This window comes from Pseudomonas sp. NPDC012596 (assembly GCF_042902325.1).
Classification (GTDB): Bacteria; Pseudomonadota; Gammaproteobacteria; order Pseudomonadales; family Pseudomonadaceae; genus Aquipseudomonas.
Window position 1 is genome coordinate 37080 of the sequence record NZ_JBIBEB010000009.1, and the last position, 19890, is coordinate 56969.

General features: G+C 62.9%; 22 protein-coding genes. All 22 read left to right on the top strand.

The features are described from left to right. Positions 1-47: 47 nt before the first annotated feature. The 22 genes from fliH (at position 48) to ACFY68_RS13010 (ending at position 19888) form a co-directional block, all read left to right on the top strand. Complete coding sequence (fliH, locus tag ACFY68_RS12905) at positions 48-812, top strand: flagellar assembly protein FliH (protein WP_387527643.1); 765 nt, start codon at positions 48-50, stop codon at positions 810-812. Continuing rightward, positions 802-2163, top strand: a complete 1362-nt coding sequence (gene fliI / locus ACFY68_RS12910; protein ID WP_387527645.1) for a flagellar protein export ATPase FliI — start codon at positions 802-804, stop codon at positions 2161-2163. Before fliH ends, fliI begins: the two co-directional genes overlap by 11 nt. Positions 2164-2166: 3 nt before the next feature. Next, the gene (gene fliJ, locus ACFY68_RS12915) at positions 2167-2619 is read left to right on the top strand and encodes a flagellar export protein FliJ (protein WP_346613985.1); all 453 of its coding nucleotides are present in this window, start codon (positions 2167-2169) and stop codon (positions 2617-2619) included. Between the two features lie 77 nt (positions 2620-2696). Beyond that, positions 2697-3002, top strand: a complete 306-nt coding sequence (locus tag ACFY68_RS12920; RefSeq protein WP_346613986.1) for an STAS domain-containing protein — start codon at positions 2697-2699, stop codon at positions 3000-3002. A gap of 8 nt (positions 3003-3010) precedes the next feature. Further along, on the top strand, positions 3011-4702 hold the full coding sequence (locus ACFY68_RS12925) for a SpoIIE family protein phosphatase (RefSeq protein ID WP_387527648.1): 1692 nt from the start codon (positions 3011-3013) through the stop codon (positions 4700-4702). Between the two features lie 60 nt (positions 4703-4762). After that, the gene (locus tag ACFY68_RS12930; RefSeq protein WP_387527650.1) at positions 4763-5110 is read left to right on the top strand and encodes an Hpt domain-containing protein; all 348 of its coding nucleotides are present in this window, start codon (positions 4763-4765) and stop codon (positions 5108-5110) included. 71 nt (positions 5111-5181) lie between these two features. Further along, positions 5182-6474 carry a flagellar hook-length control protein FliK gene (locus tag ACFY68_RS12935; RefSeq protein WP_387527651.1) on the top strand — a complete coding sequence of 431 codons (1293 nt, stop codon included), beginning with the start codon at positions 5182-5184 and terminating at the stop codon, positions 6472-6474. A 445-nt stretch (positions 6475-6919) separates the two neighbouring features. Beyond that, positions 6920-7417, top strand: coding sequence for a flagellar basal body-associated protein FliL (gene fliL, locus ACFY68_RS12940; RefSeq protein ID WP_387527654.1), 498 nt, complete (start codon positions 6920-6922; stop codon positions 7415-7417). A gap of 9 nt (positions 7418-7426) precedes the next feature. Continuing rightward, the gene (fliM, locus tag ACFY68_RS12945; protein WP_054900051.1) at positions 7427-8395 is read left to right on the top strand and encodes a flagellar motor switch protein FliM; all 969 of its coding nucleotides are present in this window, start codon (positions 7427-7429) and stop codon (positions 8393-8395) included. A gap of 47 nt (positions 8396-8442) precedes the next feature. After that, the gene (gene fliN, locus ACFY68_RS12950; protein WP_346613991.1) at positions 8443-8907 is read left to right on the top strand and encodes a flagellar motor switch protein FliN; all 465 of its coding nucleotides are present in this window, start codon (positions 8443-8445) and stop codon (positions 8905-8907) included. Positions 8908-8919: 12 nt separating this feature from the next. Continuing rightward, the gene (gene fliO / locus ACFY68_RS12955; RefSeq protein ID WP_387527658.1) at positions 8920-9363 is read left to right on the top strand and encodes a flagellar biosynthetic protein FliO; all 444 of its coding nucleotides are present in this window, start codon (positions 8920-8922) and stop codon (positions 9361-9363) included. Further along, positions 9363-10118, top strand: coding sequence for a flagellar type III secretion system pore protein FliP (fliP, locus tag ACFY68_RS12960; RefSeq protein WP_346613993.1), 756 nt, complete (start codon positions 9363-9365; stop codon positions 10116-10118). Before fliO ends, fliP begins: the two co-directional genes overlap by 1 nt. A 21-nt stretch (positions 10119-10139) precedes the next feature. Beyond that, the gene (fliQ, locus tag ACFY68_RS12965; protein WP_346613994.1) at positions 10140-10409 is read left to right on the top strand and encodes a flagellar biosynthesis protein FliQ; all 270 of its coding nucleotides are present in this window, start codon (positions 10140-10142) and stop codon (positions 10407-10409) included. A gap of 7 nt (positions 10410-10416) precedes the next feature. Continuing rightward, positions 10417-11193: a flagellar biosynthetic protein FliR gene (gene fliR / locus ACFY68_RS12970; RefSeq protein WP_346613995.1), complete on the top strand. Its 777-nt coding sequence runs from the start codon at positions 10417-10419 to the stop codon at positions 11191-11193. A gap of 2 nt (positions 11194-11195) precedes the next feature. After that, positions 11196-12338 (top strand): flagellar biosynthesis protein FlhB, encoded by a 1143-nt coding sequence (gene flhB / locus ACFY68_RS12975; protein ID WP_387527663.1) that lies wholly within the window; start codon positions 11196-11198, stop codon positions 12336-12338. A 141-nt stretch (positions 12339-12479) separates the two neighbouring features. After that, positions 12480-13364, top strand: coding sequence for an RHS repeat-associated core domain-containing protein (locus tag ACFY68_RS12980; protein ID WP_387527666.1), 885 nt, complete (start codon positions 12480-12482; stop codon positions 13362-13364). 125 nt (positions 13365-13489) lie between these two features. Further along, complete coding sequence (flhA, locus tag ACFY68_RS12985) at positions 13490-15619, top strand: flagellar biosynthesis protein FlhA (RefSeq protein ID WP_387527669.1); 2130 nt, start codon at positions 13490-13492, stop codon at positions 15617-15619. A gap of 11 nt (positions 15620-15630) precedes the next feature. Further along, positions 15631-16938, top strand: coding sequence for a flagellar biosynthesis protein FlhF (gene flhF / locus ACFY68_RS12990; protein WP_387527672.1), 1308 nt, complete (start codon positions 15631-15633; stop codon positions 16936-16938). 93 nt (positions 16939-17031) lie between these two features. After that, positions 17032-17865, top strand: coding sequence for a flagellar synthesis regulator FleN (gene fleN, locus ACFY68_RS12995; protein ID WP_054900044.1), 834 nt, complete (start codon positions 17032-17034; stop codon positions 17863-17865). Next, on the top strand, positions 17862-18602 hold the full coding sequence (gene fliA, locus ACFY68_RS13000) for an RNA polymerase sigma factor FliA (RefSeq protein ID WP_387527675.1): 741 nt from the start codon (positions 17862-17864) through the stop codon (positions 18600-18602). The genes fleN and fliA overlap by 4 nt, the downstream gene beginning before the upstream one ends. Before the next feature lie 104 nt (positions 18603-18706). Beyond that, on the top strand, positions 18707-19081 hold the full coding sequence (locus ACFY68_RS13005; RefSeq protein WP_346614000.1) for a chemotaxis response regulator CheY: 375 nt from the start codon (positions 18707-18709) through the stop codon (positions 19079-19081). Positions 19082-19099: 18 nt separating this feature from the next. Continuing rightward, on the top strand, positions 19100-19888 hold the full coding sequence (locus ACFY68_RS13010; RefSeq protein ID WP_387527678.1) for a protein phosphatase CheZ: 789 nt from the start codon (positions 19100-19102) through the stop codon (positions 19886-19888). The last annotated feature ends 2 nt before the right edge of the window (positions 19889-19890 follow it).

Genomic DNA, 19890 nt, shown 5'->3' on the forward strand with positions numbered 1-19890 from the left:
CCCGCTCCTACAAACACTGCATCGGCAGTTGTTGAGTACCTGAGAACATGCCCACCAAAGAATCCCACCCCAGCGACCTGATCCGTGCCCGCGACCTCGAAGGCGTCGACATCTGGGCGCTGCCCAGCTTCGACCCCGAGCCCGAGCCGGTACCCGAGCCTGAGCCGGAAATCATCGAAGAAGAAGTCGAGGAAGTGCCGCTGGAGGAAGTCCAGCCGCTGACCCTCGAAGAACTCGAAGCGATTCGCCAGGAGGCCTACAACGAAGGCTTCGCCACGGGCGAGCGCGAAGGTTTTCACAGCACCCAGCTCAAAGTTCGCCAGGAGGCCGAAGAGGCCCTTGCTGCCAAGCTCGCCGGCCTCGAACAGCTGATGGGGCACCTGCTCGAACCCATCGCCGAGCAGGACACGCACATTGAAAAGACCCTCGTGCACCTGGTCGCGCACATGGCCCGCCAGGTCATCGGCCGCGAATTGCGCAGCGATTCCAGCCAGATCACCCACGTGCTGCGGGAAGCCCTGAAGCTGCTGCCGATGGGCGCGGACAACATCCGCATCCACCTCAACCCGCAGGACTTCGAGCTGGCGAAGGCCTTGCGCGAGCGCCATGAGGAAAGCTGGAAGCTGCTCGAGGATGACGCCCTGCTGCCGGGTGGTTGCCGTATCGAGACGGCGCACAGCCGCATCGACGCCACCATGGAAACGCGCATCGAAAAGGCCGTGGCACAATTGTTCGACCAGTTGCACGACCAGGCCCTGCACCCGGCAGCGCCGGATGTCTCGATCGATCTGGGCGCCAACGATGCGCCTTGACCGTACCAGCTTCGGCAAACGCCTGGGCGGCTACGCCGAGGCGATCAAGTTGCCGGTGCAGCCGGTGGTCGAAGGCCGCCTGCTGCGCATGGTCGGCCTTACCTTGGAGGCCGAGGGCCTGCGCGCCGCCGTGGGCGCGCGCTGCCTGGTGATCAACGACGACACGTACCACCCGGTGCAGGTCGAGGCCGAAGTGATGGGTTTCGCTGGCAGCAAGATTTTCCTCATGCCGGTCGGCAGCATTGCCGGCATCGCCCCCGGCGCTCGGGTGGTGCCGCTGGATGACAGCGGTCGCCTGCCAATGGGTATGAGCATGCTCGGCCGGGTGCTGGACGGCGCCGGTCGCGCCCTGGACGGCAAGGGCGGGATGAAGGCCGAGGATTGGGTGCCGATGGACGGCCCGATCATCAACCCGCTCAACCGTGACCCGATCAGCCAGCCGCTGGACGTGGGCATCCGCAGTATCAACGGCCTGCTGACGGTCGGCCGGGGCCAGCGCCTAGGCCTGTTCGCCGGTACCGGTGTGGGCAAGTCGGTGCTGCTGGGCATGATGACCCGCTTTACCGAAGCCGAAATCATCGTGGTCGGCCTGATCGGTGAGCGGGGCCGTGAGGTGAAGGAGTTCATCGAGCACATCTTGGGTGAAGAAGGCCTCAAGCGCTCCGTGGTGGTCGCATCGCCGGCTGACGATGCGCCGCTGATGCGTTTGCGTGCCGCCATGTACTGCACGCGTATCGCCGAATACTTTCGCGACAAGGGCAAGAATGTCTTGCTGCTGATGGACTCGCTGACCCGGTTTGCCCAGGCCCAGCGTGAAATCGCCCTGGCCATCGGTGAGCCGCCGGCCACCCGTGGCTACCCACCGTCGGTGTTCGCCAAGCTGCCCAAGCTGGTGGAGCGTGCCGGTAACGGCGAGCCGGGCGGTGGTTCGATCACCGCGTTCTATACCGTGCTGTCCGAAGGCGACGATCAGCAGGACCCGATTGCCGACGCCGCGCGGGGTGTGCTCGATGGCCACTTCGTGCTGTCTCGCCGGTTGGCTGAGGAAGGCCACTATCCGGCGATCGACATCGAAGCGTCGATCAGCCGGGTCATGCCCCAGGTCGTCGATGCCGACCATTTGCGCCAGGCTCAGAAGTTCAAGCAGTTGTGGTCGCGGTTGTCGCAAAGCCGCGACCTGATCAGTGTGGGGGCGTATGTGGCCGGCGGCGATCCGGAAACCGACCTGGCCATTGCCCTGCAGCCAAAACTGGTGGACTTCCTGCGCCAGGCGCTCGATGAGAACGTCGGCATGGGCCAGAGCCGTCAGCAGCTTGGGGCGATCTTCATGCCCCCGGCGAACGGCGGCTAAGCCATGAGCGTGCAAAGCCGTGCCGCGCGCCTGGTGCCGGTGGTGAACATGGCCGAGGAAGCCGAGCGCAAGGCGGCGCAGCGCGTGGGGCATTTTCAGCAGTTGGTGGTGCAGGCGCAGGCCAAGCTTGCGGAGCTGGAGTCGTTTCGCGAGGGCTACCAGGCGCAGTGGATCAGCCGCGGTGGCCAGGGCGTCAACGGTAGCTGGCTGCTTAACTACCAGCGTTTTCTGGCCCAGCTGGAAACGGCCATGACCCAACAGCGCCAGAGCCTGACCTGGCACCAGAACAACCTCAAGAACGCCCGTGGTACCTGGCAGCAGGCCTACGCCCGGGTGGAAGGGCTGCGCAAGCTGGTGCAGCGTTACCTGGACGAGGCGCGGCGCGCGGAAGACAAACGCGAGCAGCGCTTGCTGGATGAGTTGTCGCAGCGGTTGCCCAGGCAGGGCCACATCTAGCTGCAAGCTTGCAGCTGGCCCTGCCGCCTGCTAAACCTTGAAGAGTTGCATTCGCCATCATCGAAGGAATCGCTAGCATGGCAGTCGAAACTGATTTTTCGCAGGACGGGAAAAAGCTCACGATCAAGATCAAGGGGCGCTTCGATTTCGGCAAGCATCAGGAGTTTCGCGATGCTTATGAAAGCCAGCCCAGGCGGCCAGACTCGGTGGTCGTCGACCTCAAGGACACCACCTACCTGGATAGCTCGGCGCTGGGCATGTTGCTGCTGTTGCGCGATCACGCGGGCGGCGACAATTCGGACGTGCGCGTGGTGCACGCCAGTTCCGACGTGCGCAAGATCCTCGCCATCTCCAATTTCGAAAAACTGTTCGATATCAGTTGAGCGCCCCGATGTCGGCTGAGCAGCCGCTGACCGTGCTGGTGGCCGAAGATGGCGCCACGGATCGCCTGTTGCTGGCGCAAATCGTCCGGCGCCAGGGCCATCAGGTGTTCACCGCCGAAAATGGCGAACAGGCAGTGGCGCTGTTTGCCGAAAAGCGCCCGCAACTGGTGCTGCTCGATGCCTTGATGCCAGTAATGGACGGTTTTGAAGCGGCGCGGCAGATCAAGGCGCTGGCCGGCGAAGCGCTGGTGCCGATCATCTTCCTGACCTCGCTGAACGAGGAGGAGGCCTTGGTGCGCTGCCTGGAGGCTGGCGGCGACGACTTCATGGCCAAACCGTACAGTGCGGTGATTCTGGCCGCCAAGATTCGCGCCATGGACCGCTTGCGGCGGCTGCAGGCAACCGTGTTGGCACAGCGCGACCTGATCACCCGGCATCACCATCACCTGCTCAACGAGCAGCGTGTGGCCAAGGCGGTGTTCGACAAGGTGGCCCATTCTGGCTGCATCACGGCGCCGAACATTCGTTACCTGCAATCGCCCTATGCCTTGTTCAACGGTGACCTGCTGCTGGCGGCGTTTACCCCGTCGGGCGACATGCATGTGCTGCTCGGCGATTTCACCGGCCATGGGCTGCCGGCGGCCGTCGGCGCCATGCCGCTGGCGGAGGTGTTCTACGGCATGACCGCAAAGGGCTACGGCCTGGCGCACATGCTTCGCGAGATGAACGCCAAGCTCAAGTGCATCCTGCCGGTGGACATGTTCTGCTGCGCGCTGTTGCTCAACCTGAGCGTGCAGCGCGGTACCGTGGAGGTGTGGAACGGTGGCATGCCGGATGGTTACCGGCTGTCGGCCGACGGCGAAGTGATTGCCAGCCTGACCTCACGCCATTTGCCGCTCGGCGTCCTGGCGGCGGAGCGCTTCGATGACAGCACCGAAGTGCTGCCGCTGGCGGCGGGGGAGCGCCTGTTGCTGTTGTCCGACGGTGTCGTGGATACGGCGGATGAACAGGAACGCCTGTTTGGCGTCGAGCGCCTGCGCACGGTGCTGGCGGCCAATCGCGACCCGGTGCAGCTGTTCGACGAGGTGATGCAGGCGCTGGAACGCTTTGGCGGGGCCCCGCGGGATGATATCAGCCTGTGCGACATCCGCATGTTCACCGTCGAGGAGCGCGTGCCGGCGCCGACCCTCTATTCTGACAGTGGGCGCTCCAGTCCGCTGGACTGGTCGCTGGGGTTCGCGTTGCGCGGGCAAAGCCTGAAGCGCTTCAACCCGGTGCCTTACCTCGTGCAGTTGCTGCAGGAAATCCATGGCCTGCGGCCGCTTACCGGCGCCTTGCACAGCGTGCTCAGCGAGCTGTACTCCAATGCCCTGGAACATGGAGTGCTGGGCCTGGATTCGCGGCTCAAGCGTGATGCGCATGGCTTTGCCGACTACTATCAGGAGCGCGCCCGGCGTTTGGACGCCTTGGCCGACGGTTTCGTGCGCATCGACCTGAAAGTGGAACCGCTGGCTACAGGTGGGCGTCTGATCATCGAGGTTCGCGACAGTGGCGCGGGGTTCGATGTGCAGCAGGTGCTGTCGCGTCCCGCCCGCGAGCAAGGCTTGAGCGGTCGCGGCCTGAAACTGGTAGGGCAGCTTGGCAGCAGTGCCGGTTGGCGCGAAGGCGGCCGTTGCGCCTGGGTGCAGTTCGACTGGTAGGCCGCCTGGCCGGCAGTTTGGCGGCTGAGGCATAATCCGGCTTGATCAAGGAGTGAACAAGTGACTGACATGCATATTGACCATAAGGTGCTCAGTGACCTGCAGGAGGTCATGGAAGACGGCTACCTGCAATTGCTGGAAACCTTTCTGGAAGATTCCGAGCGGCGCCTGAGCCAGTTGCACGGTGCCAGGAATGCCGATGAGCTCGGCATGGCCGCGCACAGCTTCAAGGGCAGCAGCAGCAATATGGGTGCTGTGGGCCTGGCGCAGCTGTGCCATCAGCTCGAAGAACGGGTCAAGGAGCGCCCGCTGTATGGCATCGAGGATCTGATCAACCGTATCGACGAGGAATACCTGGAAGTGCAGCGGTTCTACCGGGGTGAGCGCGCGCGGGTTTCTGCAGGCTGACGCGTAGTTGGCGTGACTTTTGCCTGTCTGTGTCCAGACGATATTCCTGTTTCTGGCGCGGAGACCCATCAATGCCTGTCGCACCCAATCCATTACTGCAAGCCAACACCCTGAGCAAGCCGTCGCGTGCGGGTTCCTCGCTGGTGGACAAGCCGCTGCATGCGGCGGGCGGGCAGGGCGGCGGCTTCGACCAGGTCATGGCCGGGCAGGGGCGTGACAAAGGCGTGGGGCGCGATGACAAGGTCGCCCAGGCCAAGCCCAAGGACAAGCCCGACGTTGCCCAAGGCGGCAAGAAGGAGGCTGTCGACAAACCGACGGTTGCCGATGACGGCAAGAAATTGCCAGCAGACGATCAGGCCCACGCCAGCACTGATGCTGCAGCGGGCGAAGAATCCAACTCCCTCGACGCCAACCTGGTGGCGGGGCAGGTCACTGATGCGCAGCCGGGGGCGCAACTGCTGCAGGCTCAGGCCGAGGCGGTGGCCCCAGTGCTGGCGGCTGTCCAGCAGCCCATCAGCGAGGCGTTGCCGGAAGAACCGGCGGCGCAAACCTTCGACCCCGACGCCGACGCCCTGGCCAATATGCCCGCCCTGCGCCTGGCGCTGGAGCAAAGCGCACAGGCCAAAGGCACGACCTCGGCCCATGCCACCGACCCTGCGCAAGCCGACGATGGCCAAGCCGCCGTCAATCCATTGGCGACCCTGATGGACAAGATCGAAGACGAGGCGGGGCAGTCGGAGACTGGTGACAAGGCATTCGGTGCACTGCTGGACGATGGCCTCAAAGATACCAAGAGCGCGGGCAGCGATACCCGTATCGACGACTTCGCCAACCGCTTGGCCAGCCTGACCCAGGCTGCCACGGCCAAAACCGCCAATGCCGTGCCGGTGAGCAGCAACCCGTTGCATCAGCCGTTGCCGATGAACCAGAACGCCTGGGCCGAAGGCCTGGTCAACCGGGTCATGTACTTGTCCAGCCAAAACCTCAAGTCGGCCGACATCCAGCTGGAGCCGGCCGAGCTCGGGCGGCTGGACATTCGTGTCAACCTGGCGGCGGACCAGGCGACCCAGGTGACCTTCATCAGCGGCCACGCCGGTGTGCGTGATGCGCTGGACAGCCAGGTGCATCGCCTGCGCGAACTGTTCGCCCAGCAGGGGCTGGCGCAGCCGGACGTCAACGTCGCCGACCAGTCGCGCGGGCAGCAACAACAGCAGGCGCAGCCGGACGGCTCGCAGTTGTCCGGGGTGGCGGCGCGGCGGGCGCAGGGTGGTGCCGGTGGCGAGCAGGGTGAGCTTGCCGATGCCGCCCGTCCGGTCGAGCAGCAGGTCGTCATCGGCGACAGTGCGGTTGATTTTTACGCTTGAAGGGTGTGGTGGGATTGAGATCGAGCGCCGGCCGTGCGGCGCTTCGCGAAGCGCTTGGCTTGGGATCTTTAGCGCCCTTGAGATCGAGCGCCGCCCGCGCGGCGCTTCGCGGGGCAAGCCCGCTCCCACATTTGTTGCAACGTGCCATTCCAGTCAGGCCATGGTTGTCCGCCTTGGCGCATGGCTGAAGACTGGTGGGGCGCCGGCAGCGCCAACCGAGAAATCACGTCGTGCCACAAGGCTGACAACTATGGCCTATCAGGCCATGGCACGTTGCAACAAATGTGGGAGCGGGCTTGCCCCGCGAAGCGCCGCGCGGGCGGCGCTCGATCTCACCGTCGCCACAACATACATGCCATGCGCCCACAACAGCCAAACCTGGCATAACACTTGCTCAAGCCACGTCATCCTCCTTTGAAACCCAGATGGACGACGGATTATTGGCATGGCGAAGAGCGACGCAGTGAAAGACCCCGCCACTAAAGGCAAACTCAAGCTGATCCTGCTGCTGGTACTGGCCCTGTTGCTGGCGGTCGGCCTGTCGGTGGGCGCTACCTGGTTCTTCATGCACAAGAGCGAACCCGCCACACCAACCGACCCGGCAGCAGCGAACGTCAAGCCAGCGGCGCTGTATGAGGCCCTGTCCCCAGCGTTTGTGGTCAACTTCAACCAGAACGGTCGCCAGCGCTACATGCAGGTGAGCATCACCCTGCAAGGCCGCAACCAGGCTGACATGGACGCCCTGAAGGTGCACATGCCGGTGATTCGCAACAACCTGGTGATGATGTTCTCCGGGCAAGGCTTCGACACCTTGGCCAGCAGCCCCGTGGGCCAGGAAATGCTGCGCCAGAAAGCCACCGCGGTGGTGCAGGAAGTGGCGCAGAAGGAAGTCGGCAAGCCGGTGGTAGACCAGCTGCTGTTCACCAATTTCGTATTGCAGTAGGAGTCCGTTATGGCCGTACAGGACCTGCTGTCCCAGGATGAGATCGATGCCCTGTTGCACGGCGTCGATGATGGGCTGGTACAGACCGAGAGCGCTGCCGAGCCTGGCAGCATCAAAAGCTACGACCTGACCAGCCAGGATCGGATCGTGCGCGGTCGCATGCCGACCCTCGAGATGATCAACGAGCGTTTCGCGCGCTATACCCGCATTAGCATGTTCAACCTGCTGCGCCGCTCGGCGGACGTGGCGGTTGGCGGCGTGCAGGTGATGAAGTTCGGCGAGTACGTGCATTCGCTGTACGTGCCGACCAGCCTCAACCTGGTCAAGATCAAGCCGCTACGCGGCACCTCGCTGTTCATCCTCGATGCCAAGCTGGTGTTCAAACTGGTGGACAACTTCTTCGGCGGTGACGGGCGTCACGCCAAGATCGAAGGCCGCGAATTCACCCCCACCGAGCTGCGGGTGGTGCGCATGGTGCTGGACCAGTGCTTCGTCGACCTCAAGGAAGCCTGGCAGGCGATCATGCCGGTCAACTTCGAGTACATGAACTCCGAGGTCAACCCGGCCATGGCCAACATCGTCGGGCCGAGCGAGGCGGTGGTGGTGTCGACCTTCCATATCGAACTGGACGGCGGCGGCGGCGACCTGCACGTGACCATGCCGTACTCGATGATCGAGCCGGTGCGCGAAATGCTCGATGCCGGTTTCCAGTCCGACCTGGACGACCAGGACGAGCGCTGGGTCAAGGCCCTGCGCGAGGACGTGCTGGACGTCTCTGTGCCGCTGAGCGCCACGGTTGCCCGCCGCCAGCTGAAACTGCGCGATGTGCTGCACATGCAGCCCGGCGACGTGATACCGGTGGAGCTGCCGGAGCACCTGGTGCTGCGCGCCAACGGCGTGCCGTCGTTCAAGGCGCGCCTGGGTTCGCACAAGGGCAACCTGGCGCTGCAGATCATCGACCCGATCGAACGCCGCTGACGGCGTGCCGGTCGCTCACTACGAATTGAATGCCTGTCGAGGACATCATGGCTAACGAAAACGAGATCACCTCCCCAGAAGACCAGGCCCTGGCCGACGAATGGGCCGCGGCGCTGGAAGAAACCGGTGATGCCGGCCAGGCTGACATCGATGCGCTGCTGGGCGGCGACAGCGGCAATGCCGGCGCTGGCCGGCTGCCGATGGAAGAGTTCGCCAGCTCGCCGCGGCCGAAGGAAAACGTCAGCCTCGAAGGCCCGAACCTGGACGTGATCCTGGACATTCCGGTGAACATCTCCATGGAAGTGGGCAGCACTGAGATCAACATCCGCAACCTGCTGCAGCTCAACCAGGGTTCGGTCATCGAGCTCGACCGCCTGGCCGGTGAGCCGCTCGACGTGCTGGTCAACGGCACGCTGATCGCCCATGGCGAAGTGGTGGTGGTCAACGAGAAGTTCGGCATCCGCCTGACCGACGTGATCAGCCCCAGCGAACGTATCAAGAAGCTGCGCTGAGTGAAGCGTACGATGCGGGCCCTCACGGCCCTGGCCACGCTGCTTGCCAGCGAAGCGGTGATTGCCGCCGCCACACCGGCGGTGCCGGTAACGCCACCGCCAGGCGCACCCGGCAGCCTGGGTGGGCAGCTGGCGCAGATGGTGCTCGGCCTGCTGCTGGTGGTGGGCCTGATCTTCTTCCTGGCCTGGCTGCTGCGCCGCATGCAGGGCGCTGCGCCCAAGGGAGGCCAGGTGATCGAGATCGTCGGTAGCCGCGCCCTTGGCCCGCGCGACCGGCTGTTGCTGGTGCAGGTCGGCAAGGAGCAGATCCTCATCGGCCATACCCCTGGCAGCATCGAGGCCTTGCACGTCATGGCCGAACCTGTGGAAGTAGCCGCCAGCGCCCGTCAGGCGACGCCGGAATTCGCCCAGCGGCTGATGGAGCTGATGGGCAAGGATCAGAAGGACAAGAAGTGATGATCGGCGCGCTGCGCATCATGTTCACCCTGGCGCTGCTGTTGGCCGCGCCGTTGGCCCTGGGCGCCGACCCGCTGTCGATCCCGGCCATTACCCTGTCCAATGGGCCGGACGGGCAGCAGGAATATTCGGTCAGCCTGCAGATCCTGATGATCATGACGGCGCTGAGCTTCATTCCAGCGTTCGTCATCCTGATGACCAGCTTCACCCGCATCATCATCGTCTTCTCGATCCTGCGCCAGGCGCTGGGCCTGCAGCAGACGCCGTCGAACCAGGTGTTGACCGGTATGGCGCTGTTCCTGACCCTGTTCATCATGGCACCGGTGTTCGACCGGGTGAACCAGGACGCCGTGCAGCCGTACCTGAAGGAGCAGATGACCGCCCAGCAGGCCATCGACAAGGCCCAGGGGCCGCTGAAGGACTTCATGCTGGCGCAAACCCGCCAGAGCGACCTGGACCTGTTCATGCGCCTGTCCAAGCGCACCGATATCGCCGGGCCCGAGCAGGTGCCGCTGACCATTCTGGTGCCAGCGTTCGTCACCTCGGAGCTCAAAACCGCGTTCCAGATCGGCTTCATGATCTTCATCCCGTTCCTGATCATCGACATGGTGGTCGCCAGCGTGCTGATGGCCATGGGTATGATGATGCTGTCGCCGTTGATCATCTCGCTGCCGTTCAAGATCATGCTGTTCGTCCTGGTCGATGGCTGGGCGCTGATCATGGGCACTTTGGCCGGCAGTTTCGGCGGCGTCTGACGCTGCCAAGGAGAGCCTTGCATGACACCTGAAGTAGCCGTCGACCTGTTCCGCGACGCCCTCTGGCTGACCACGCTGATGGTGGCCGTGCTGGTGGTGCCGAGCCTGTTGGTCGGCCTGGTGGTGGCGATGTTCCAGGCCGCCACACAGATCAACGAACAGACCTTGAGCTTCCTGCCACGCCTGCTGGTGATGCTGGTGACGCTGATCGTTGCCGGGCCGTGGCTGACGCAGAAGTTCATGGAGTACATCACCGGCCTGTACACCAGCATCCCGCAGCTGATCGGTTGAAGCAGCCATGCTGGAGCTGACCGACGCGCAGATCGGCACCTGGGTCGCCACCTTCATGCTGCCGCTGTTCCGGGTGACCGCGGTGCTGATGACCATGCCGATTTTTGGCACCCGCATGCTGCCGGCGCGCATTCGCCTGTACGCGGCGGTGGCTATCACCGTGGTGATCGTGCCGGCCTTGCCGCCATTGCCCGAGTTCGACCCGCTAAGCCTGCGCGGCCTGTTGTTGTGTGGCGAGCAGATAATTGTCGGGGCATTGTTCGGCTTCTCATTGCAGTTACTGTTCCAGGCCTTTGTCATCGCCGGGCAGATCGTCGCGATTCAAATGGGCATGGCCTTCGCCTCGATGGTCGACCCGGCCAACGGTGTCAACGTGGCGGTGGTCAGCCAGTTCATGACCATGCTGATCAGCGTACTGTTCTTGCTCATGAACGGCCACCTGGTGGCGTTCGAGGTACTGACCGAGAGCTTTACCACCTTGCCGGTCGGCAATGCGCTGGTGGTCAACCATTTCTGGGAGATGGCCGGGCGCCTGAGCTGGGTGTTCGGCGCCGGTCTGCTGCTGATCCTGCCGGCGATTGCGGCGCTGCTGGTGGTGAACATTGCCTTCGGCGTGATGACCCGTGCCGCGCCGCAGTTGAACATCTTTTCCATCGGCTTCCCGCTGACCCTGGTGCTGGGCCTGGGCATTTTCTGGGTTGGCCTGGCCGATGTGCTTTCCCACTACCAGGCATTGGCCAGTGAGGCGCTGCAATGGCTGCGTGATCTGGCAAGGGCACGCTGAACATGGCAGAGAGCGAGAGCGGTGCCGACAAGACGGAAGACCCCACCGACAAGCGCAAGCGCGATGCGCGCGAAAAAGGGGAGATTGCCCGCTCCAAGGAGCTGAATACGGTGGCAGTGACGCTGGCCGGTGCGGGTGCGTTATTGGCCTTTGGTGGGCACTTGGCCGAGACGCTGCTGGCGCTGATGCGCCTGAACTTTTCGCTGACCCGGGAGGTGCTGACCGATGAGCGCTCCATGGGCCAGTTCCTGCTCGCCTCGGGCAAGATGGCGATCTGGGCAACACAGCCGATCCTGGTGCTGCTGTTCTTCATTGCGCTGATCTCGCCCATCGCGCTAGGTGGGTTCATCTTCTCGGGCAGCCTGCTGCAGCCAAAATTCAGCCGCATGAACCCATTGTCGGGGATCAAGCGGATGTTCTCGATGAACGCATTGACCGAGCTGCTCAAGGCGCTGGCCAAGTTCTTCATGATTCTGATCGTTGCGCTGGTTGTGCTGAGCAACGACCGCCAGGCATTGCTGGCCATCGCCAACGAGCCGCTGGAGCAGGCGATCATCCACAGTGTGCAGGTGGTGGGCTGGAGTGCGCTGTGGATGGCGGCAGGGCTGCTGATCATTGCGGCGGCGGATGTGCCGTTCCAGCTGTATCAGACCCACAAGAAGCTGAAGATGACCAAGCAGGAGGTCAAGGACGAGTACAAGGACAGCGAGGGCAAGCCCGAGGTCAAGCAACGTATTCGTCAGTTGCAGCGCGAAGTATCGCAGCGGCGCATGATGGCCGCAGTGCCCGAGGCGGATGTGATCATTACCAACCCGACGCACTATGCCGTGGCCCTGCAGTACGACCCCGAGAAGGGTGGGGCGGCGCCGTTGCTGCTGGCCAAGGGTACCGACTTCATTGCCTTGAAGATTCGCGAGATCGGCGTGGAGCACAAGGTGCAGATTCTTGAATCACCGGCCCTGGCGCGGGCGATCTACTACTCCACCGAAGTCGAGCAGGAGATCCCGGCGGGGCTGTACCTGGCGGTGGCGCAGGTGCTGGCTTACGTGTTCCAGATTCGCCAGTACCGTTCTGGCAAGGGCAAGCGACCGGAGCCGTTGAAGGAAGATTTGCCGATTCCGCCGGACCTGCGCCGCGACAGTTGACGGTGTATCAGGGCTTCTCCCTCTCGAAGAGAGGGCGATGCCAGCTAGTCAAATGTCCTGCGTGTCTTCCTGATATTTTTGTCAGTTGCTGGCGCAAAGGTACTATGCAAGGCTCGCACTTCCGATCAATGAGTCTTTCCCATGAACAAGTCTCGGAGTGAAGCAGCATTGTTTTTGGCTGGGGGTGGGCGGCAGTGCTACGCATTCACACCCTACGGTTTTGATCGGCGTGTATTCACAGCGCCTTCAGCGTTGGCATTCAATGGCCAGATGGTAGATGTGCTTACGGAGTTGTATTTGTTGGGCGCAGGTCATAGGGCTTACAGCCCTGTTCTAATGAGATTCCTCAGCGGCGATAAAGCTAGTCCGTTTGGTGCAGGTGGCATCAATGCCTACGCGTATTGCGCATGCGATCCGGTGAACTACACGGATAACACGGGGCGTACCAGGCAGTTACCGCCGCGTGAGCAATGGATGAGTCCAGCCTTCGTGGAAGGAAAACTTCAGAACTCAGGTAGACCCCATGTCCCTTACCGTGAGAGACGCAAGTCGTTCGGAGGCTTTGATAGCCCTCAAGATCAAGCGCTTGTTGGGTACCATGCTACACCCAGCGAATTTGCGCCTAGTATGGTTGCGGGCGGGCGTGATGCCACATTCGCTGCGCTCAGAAACGGGCAAGGAAGTATTGGTGTCGATCCTAAGTATTTTGCTCATGGCACGAAAGAGTTCGGCGAAGCCTTTTACATCGGTGAATGGGGGGTTGCTAAGTTCTACGCAGCCAAGCGGGCCGGACAGAAGCAAGCCAAAACAGTCATTTTGAGTGTGTTTGTAGGCAACCCGGCAAGTATGGTGCCAGGGCGGGACTATCACGCTGGGTTGCTCAAGCATCCTGCAAAACCGCCCCATCCTGAAACGCCGTTTTTCTTGCAGATCGGATTGACCACACGCGTAGCGTTCCGTATCACGCTGAAGGCCGAGGATACGCGTGGCGAAAAGCCTTACCGGCTCCCTTCCGCCGAATGGTGAGATATGCGGCGGCCCGGAACCCTGCAAACTCTATAGATCCACCGTTGAGCAAAGTTGGAAGGCTTCTTGCAGAGCCACGCCCAAGCGCCCCTTGGCGTCAAAGTTTTGCATGAAGAGGAATCGCGGTGGATCGCACTCAGTTAATCAGCAACGCGCGCCATAACCTGGCCGGCCTCGGTCGGGGCAACCTGGGTGTGCCGCTGTTGCTGCTGGTGATGTTGGCAATGATGATGTTGCCGATACCGCCGTTCCTGCTCGACGTGTTCTTCACCTTCAACATCGCGCTGTCGATCGTGGTCCTGCTGGTCTGCGTGTACGCACTGCGCCCGCTCGATTTCGCCGCGTTTCCGACCATCCTGCTGGTGGCAACGTTGCTGCGCCTGGCGCTGAACGTGGCGTCCACGCGGGTGGTCATGCTGCACGGTCAGGAGGGGCATGGCGCTGCAGGTAAGGTGATCCAGGCTTTCGGTGAAGTCGTGATCGGCGGCAACTACGTCGTCGGTGCGGTGGTGTTCGCCATCCTCATGATCATCAACTTCGTGGTAGTGACCAAGGGTGCCGGGCGTATTTCCGAGGTGAGCGCACGCTTCACCCTCGACGCCATGCCCGGCAAGCAGATGGCCATCGACGCCGACCTCAATGCCGGCCTGATCGACCAGGCCCAGGCCAAGTCGCGCCGCGCCGAGGTGGCCCAGGAGGCCGAGTTCTACGGTTCGATGGACGGTGCCAGCAAATTCGTGCGCGGCGACGCCATCGCCGGCTTGCTGATTCTGTTCATCAACCTGATTGGCGGCATGCTCATCGGCATGCTGCAGCACAACATGTCGTTCAGCGACGCGGGCAAGGTCTACGCCCTGCTGACCATCGGTGACGGTTTGGTGGCGCAATTGCCATCACTGCTGCTGTCTACCGCCGCCGCAATCATGGTCACCCGGGCTTCGGGCTCCGAAGACATGGGCAAGCTGATCAACCGGCAGATGTTCGACTCGCCCAAGGCGCTGGCGGTGTCGGCGGGGCTGATGATCGTCATGGGGCTGGTGCCGGGCATGCCGCACGTCGCCTTCCTCAGCCTCGGCCTGCTGGCTGGCGGCGGCGCCTACCTGGTGTGGAAGAAGCAGCAGAAGGTCAAGGCCGACGCGCTGCAGGAAGCGCAGCGCCAGCAGGACCTGCTGCCCTCGCCACAGCGCGCGATGGACACCAAGGAGCTTGGCTGGGACGACGTGACGCCGATCGACATGATCGGCCTGGAAGTCGGCTATCGCCTGATCCCGCTGGTCGACCGCAACCAGGGTGGCCAGTTGCTGGCGCGGATCAAGGGGGTGCGCAAGAAGCTCTCCCAGGACCTGGGCTTCCTCATGCCCACCGTGCACATTCGCGACAACCTCGACCTGCAGCCCAGCGCCTACCGCCTGACGCTGATGGGCGTGATCCTGGCTGAGGCCGAGATCTACCCGGACCGGGAGCTGGCGATCAACCCAGGCCAGGTGTTTGGCACCCTCAACGGTATCGCTGCACGCGACCCGGCGTTCGGCCTGGAAGCGGTGTGGATCGATATCGGCCAGCGTGCCCAGGCGCAGTCGCTGGGCTACACCGTGGTCGATGCCAGCACTGTGGTTGCCACGCACCTCAACCAGATCCTGCAGAAGCACTGCCACGAGCTGATCGGCCACGAAGAGGTTCAGCAATTGCTGCAGGTGCTGTCCAAGGCATCGCCTAAACTTGCTGAAGAGCTGGTGCCGGGTGTCATTTCCTTGTCGGGGCTGCTCAAGGTCCTGCAAGCGTTGCTCGCCGAGCAAGTGCCGGTGCGAGACATCCGCAGCATTGCCGAGGCTATCGCCAACAACGCAGGCAAGAGTCAAGATACCGCCGCGCTGGTGGCGGCAGTGCGCGTCGGATTGTGTCGCGCCATCGTGCAAAGCATTGTCGGCGTTGAGTCGGAGCTGCCTGTGATCACCCTTGAGCCAAGGTTGGAACAGATTTTGCTCAATAGTCTGCAAAGGGCCGGGCAAGGTCAGGAAGACGGTGTTCTTCTTGAACCGAGCATGGCCGAAAAGCTGCAGCGTTCGCTGATCGAAGCGGCCCAGCGCCAGGAGATGCAAGGCCAACCGGCCATCCTCCTGGTCGCAGGCCCGATCCGCGCCATGCTGTCGCGCTTCGGTCGCCTGGCTGTACCGAATTTGCATGTTCTGGCGTATCAGGAAATACCGGATAACAAGCAAGTCACCATCGTTGCCACCGTGGGCCCCAACGGCTGAGGTAGTGGGTTATGCAAGTTAAGCGTTTTTTCGCCGCCGATATGCGTCAGGCCATGAAGCTGGTTCGTGATGAGCTGGGCTCCGACGCCGCCATCATCGGTAACCGCCGCATCGCCGGCGGTGTCGAGCTGACGGCCGCGCTGGACTACAAGCTGTCCGCCCTGGCCCCGCGCGTGCCCAACCCCGAGCTCGAACAAGAGCTGCGCAAGACCCAGACTCGCATCGCCACTGCCCAGGCCGAACTGGACAACCGCAGCGAGGCCAGTGAAGGCGACCGCCAATTGTTTGCCGGGCAATCGCTGACCGCCTCGGAGCCATTGATCGAGCCGCACGTGGAGGCGCCGCCAGCAGCTGCCGCCGCTGCCCCGGCCCCGGTCGACCCGCGCCTGTTCGACGCCATGCGCTCTGAACTGTCGGGCCTGCGCGAACTGCTCGAAGTGCAGCTCGGCTCACTGGCCTGGAACCAGCTGCAAGGCAGCAAGCCGGCACAGGCCAACCTCTGGCGCCGGCTGCAGCGCATCGGCCTGTCTGGGCCGATTGCCCGCGAACTGCTCGAGCTCACCGCCGAGATCGAAGAGCCGCGCCAGGCCTGGCGCATGTTACTGGCGCACCTGGCGCGGATGATCGAAGTGCCCGAGATCGAACCGATCGAAGAGGGTGGTGTGATCGCCATGGTCGGCCCCGCCGGCATGGGCAAGACCACCACCCTGGCCAAGCTGGCGGCGCGTTATGTGCTCAAGTATGGCCCGCAGAACCTGGCCCTGGTGAGCATGGACAGCTTCCGCATCGGCGCGCAGGAACAGCTCAAGACCCTGGGGCGTATCCTCAATGTGCCGGTGACTTATGTCGACCCGGGCCAGTCGCTGGCCCAGGCGCTCGAGCCGCTGCTGCGCAAGCGTGTGGTGCTGATCGATACCGCAGGCCTTCAGGCCAGCGACCCGGCCCTGCGCTTGCAACTGGAAAGCCTGGCTAGCCGAGGCATTGCCTCGAAGAACTACCTCGTGCTGGCCACCACCAGCCAGAAACAGGTGCTGACCGCCGCCTACCACAGCTACAAACGCTGCGGCCTGGCCGGTTGCATCCTGAGTAAACTTGATGAAACGGCAAGCCTCGGCGATGTGCTGAGCCTGGCCATCAGTCATGAACTGCCCGTGGCCTATCTGACCGATGGCCCGCGCATTCCTGACGACCTTCACCTGCCGCGGGCGCACCAGTTGGTGACCCGGGCGGTGAATGTGCAGTTGCAGGACGAGCCCAGCGAAGAGGCCATGGCCGATATGTTCGCTGATCTCTATCACAACCCACGACGAGCGGGTTGATGATGAAGCGTTTGCAAAATACCTACACCAAGGGGGCTGCAGTACTCCCCCACGTGTGGCTTGGGTCCAAGCGAGACAAGGTAAACAACGAACATGGGTAGCATGCATCCCGTACAGGTGATCGCCGTAACCGGTGGTAAAGGTGGCGTCGGCAAGACTAACGTTTCAGTGAACCTGTCCCTGGCGCTGGCCGAACTCGGCCGCCGGGTCATGCTGCTGGACGCTGACCTGGGCCTGGCCAATGTCGACGTGTTGCTGGGCCTGACCCCGAAACGCACCCTGGCCGATGTCATCGAAGGGCGCTGCGAGCTTCGCGATGTGCTGTTGCAGGGGCCGGGCGGTGTGCGCATCGTGCCGGCCGCCTCCGGCACCCAGAGCATGGTGCACCTGGCCCCGGCCCAGCATGCCGGGCTGATCCAGGCATTCAGCGAAGTCGGCGACAACCTCGATGTGCTGGTGATCGACACCGCGGCAGGCATTGGCGATTCGGTGGTCAGCTTCGTCCGCGCGGCGCAGGAAGTGCTGCTGGTGGTGTGTGACGAGCCGACCTCGATCACCGACGCCTACGCGTTGATCAAACTGCTCAACCGCGACTATGGGATGAACCGTTTCCGCGTGCTGGCCAACATGGCGCAGAGCCCGCAGGAAGGGCGCAACCTGTTCGCCAAGTTGACCAAGGTCACCGACCGTTTCCTTGACGTCGCCCTGCAGTATGTCGGCGCCGTGCCGTACGACGAGTGCGTGCGCAAGGCGGTGCAGAAGCAGCGGGCAGTCTATGAGGCCTTCCCTCGCTCCAAGTGCGCGCTGGCCTTCAAGGCCATTGCGCAGAAGGTCGATAGCTGGCCATTGCCGGCCAACCCGCGCGGGCACCTGGAGTTCTTCGTCGAGCGCCTGGTGCAACCCACCAGTGCAGGGCCAGTCCTATGAGTGCGAGCGGTTTCAAGATGTACAGCAAGGCGTCGAAGGACGCCCAGTACGAACTGATCGAACGCTACGCCCCGCTGGTCAAGCGCATTGCCTATCACCTGCTGGCGCGTTTGCCGGCCAACGTGCAGGTCGAAGACCTGATCCAGGCCGGCATGATCGGTTTGCTGGAAGTCGCCAACAAGTATGACGCCAGCAAGGGCGCCAGCTTCGAGACCTACGCCGGTATCCGCATCCGCGGGGCGATGCTCGATGAGGTGCGCAAGGGTGATTGGGCACCGCGTTCGGTGCACCGCAACACCCGCATGGTCAGCGACGCGATGCGCGCCGTGGAAGCCAGAACCGGCCGCGACGCTAAAGATCATGAAGTTGCTGCCGAACTCCAGTTGAGTCTCGATGATTACTACGGGATTTTGAACGATACCTTGGGTAGCCGCCTGTTCAGTTTCGACGACCTTTTGCAGGACGGCGAGCATGAAGGGTTGCACGAGGATGGCGCCAGTGGCCAGGTCGAGCCGTCGCGCGACCTGGAAGACGAGCGCTTCCAGGCTGCCCTGACCGATGCCATCGCCAACCTGCCCGAGCGGGAGCGGCTGGTCCTGGCGCTGTACTACGACGAAGAGCTGAACCTCAAGGAAATCGGTGAGGTGCTGGGCGTCAGCGAGTCGCGTGTCAGCCAGCTGCACAGCCAGTGCGCCGCGCGCCTGCGCAGCCGCCTGGGGGAATGGCGGGCGCGCTGAGCCCGGGGTCGTTGCAGTCGTTTTCACGTTGTACCGAATTGATTGAATGCGCGCTCGGGGCCGAGCGCGTTTGAGACTGCTTGGAGGTCTAATTGAACAAAGACATGAAAATCCTCATCGTTGACGACTTTTCGACGATGCGGCGGATCATCAAGAACCTGCTGCGTGATCTGGGCTTCACCAATACCGACGAAGCCGATGACGGCACCACGGCGCTGCCGATGTTGCAGGCCGGGCATTACGACTTCCTGGTGACCGACTGGAACATGCCTGGCATGTCCGGCATCGACCTGCTGCGCAAGGTGCGCGCGGACGAGCGCCTGAAGGCCATGCCAGTGCTGATGGTGACTGCCGAAGCCAAGCGCGACCAGATCATCGAAGCGGCCCAGGCCGGGGTGAATGGTTACGTGGTCAAGCCGTTCACCGCTCAGGTGCTCAAAGAAAAGATCGAGAAGATCTTCGAACGCGTCAACGGCTGAGTCCGGTCAGGGGGCGCCATGGAATCAACACAAACGTCTTTGGGGGAGTTCGAATCGACCCTGAAGAAGCATGCCCAGGAGTTGGTCGAAAGCCTGGAGAAGGGGCGGTTCGGCGAGGCGGTGCAGCTGATTCATCAGCTTAACCAGACCCGCGACCGTGGCCTGTACCAGGAAGTCGGCAAGCTGACCCGCGAGCTGCACAGCGCGATCGTCAGCTTCCAGATCGACCCGCACATGCCGCAGGCCGAGGAAGTTTCGCAGATTACCGACGCCACCGAGCGTTTGTCCTATGTGGTCAAGCTCACCGAAGGGGCTGCCAACCGCACCATGGACCTGGTGGAGGAAAGTACGCCGGTGCTGGGTGACCTGGCCGCTGAGGCGCAGAGCCTGAGCGTCGACTGGCAGCGCTTCATGCGCCGCGAGGTCGCCGCGCCGGAATTCCGTGAGCTGGTCAAACGCGTCGACAGTTTCCTGACGCACAGCGCCGAAGGTAACCGCAAGGTCGCTGGCCACCTCAATGACATTCTGCTGGCCCAGGACTATCAGGACCTGACCGGGCAGGTGATCAAGCGCGTGACTGCGCTGGTGACCGAAGTCGAAAGCAATCTGCTCAAGCTTGTGCTGATGGCCAGTCAGGTCGACCGTTTTGCCGGTATCGAACATGACCACCAACAGCTGCGTGCTGAAAAAGATCAAGAAAAATATCCGGCTCGGGGTGAAGGTCCGCAGATTCATGCCGATAAGCGTGAAGACGTCGTGTCCGGTCAGGACGATGTCGATGATCTGCTGTCCAGCCTGGGTTTTTAAGG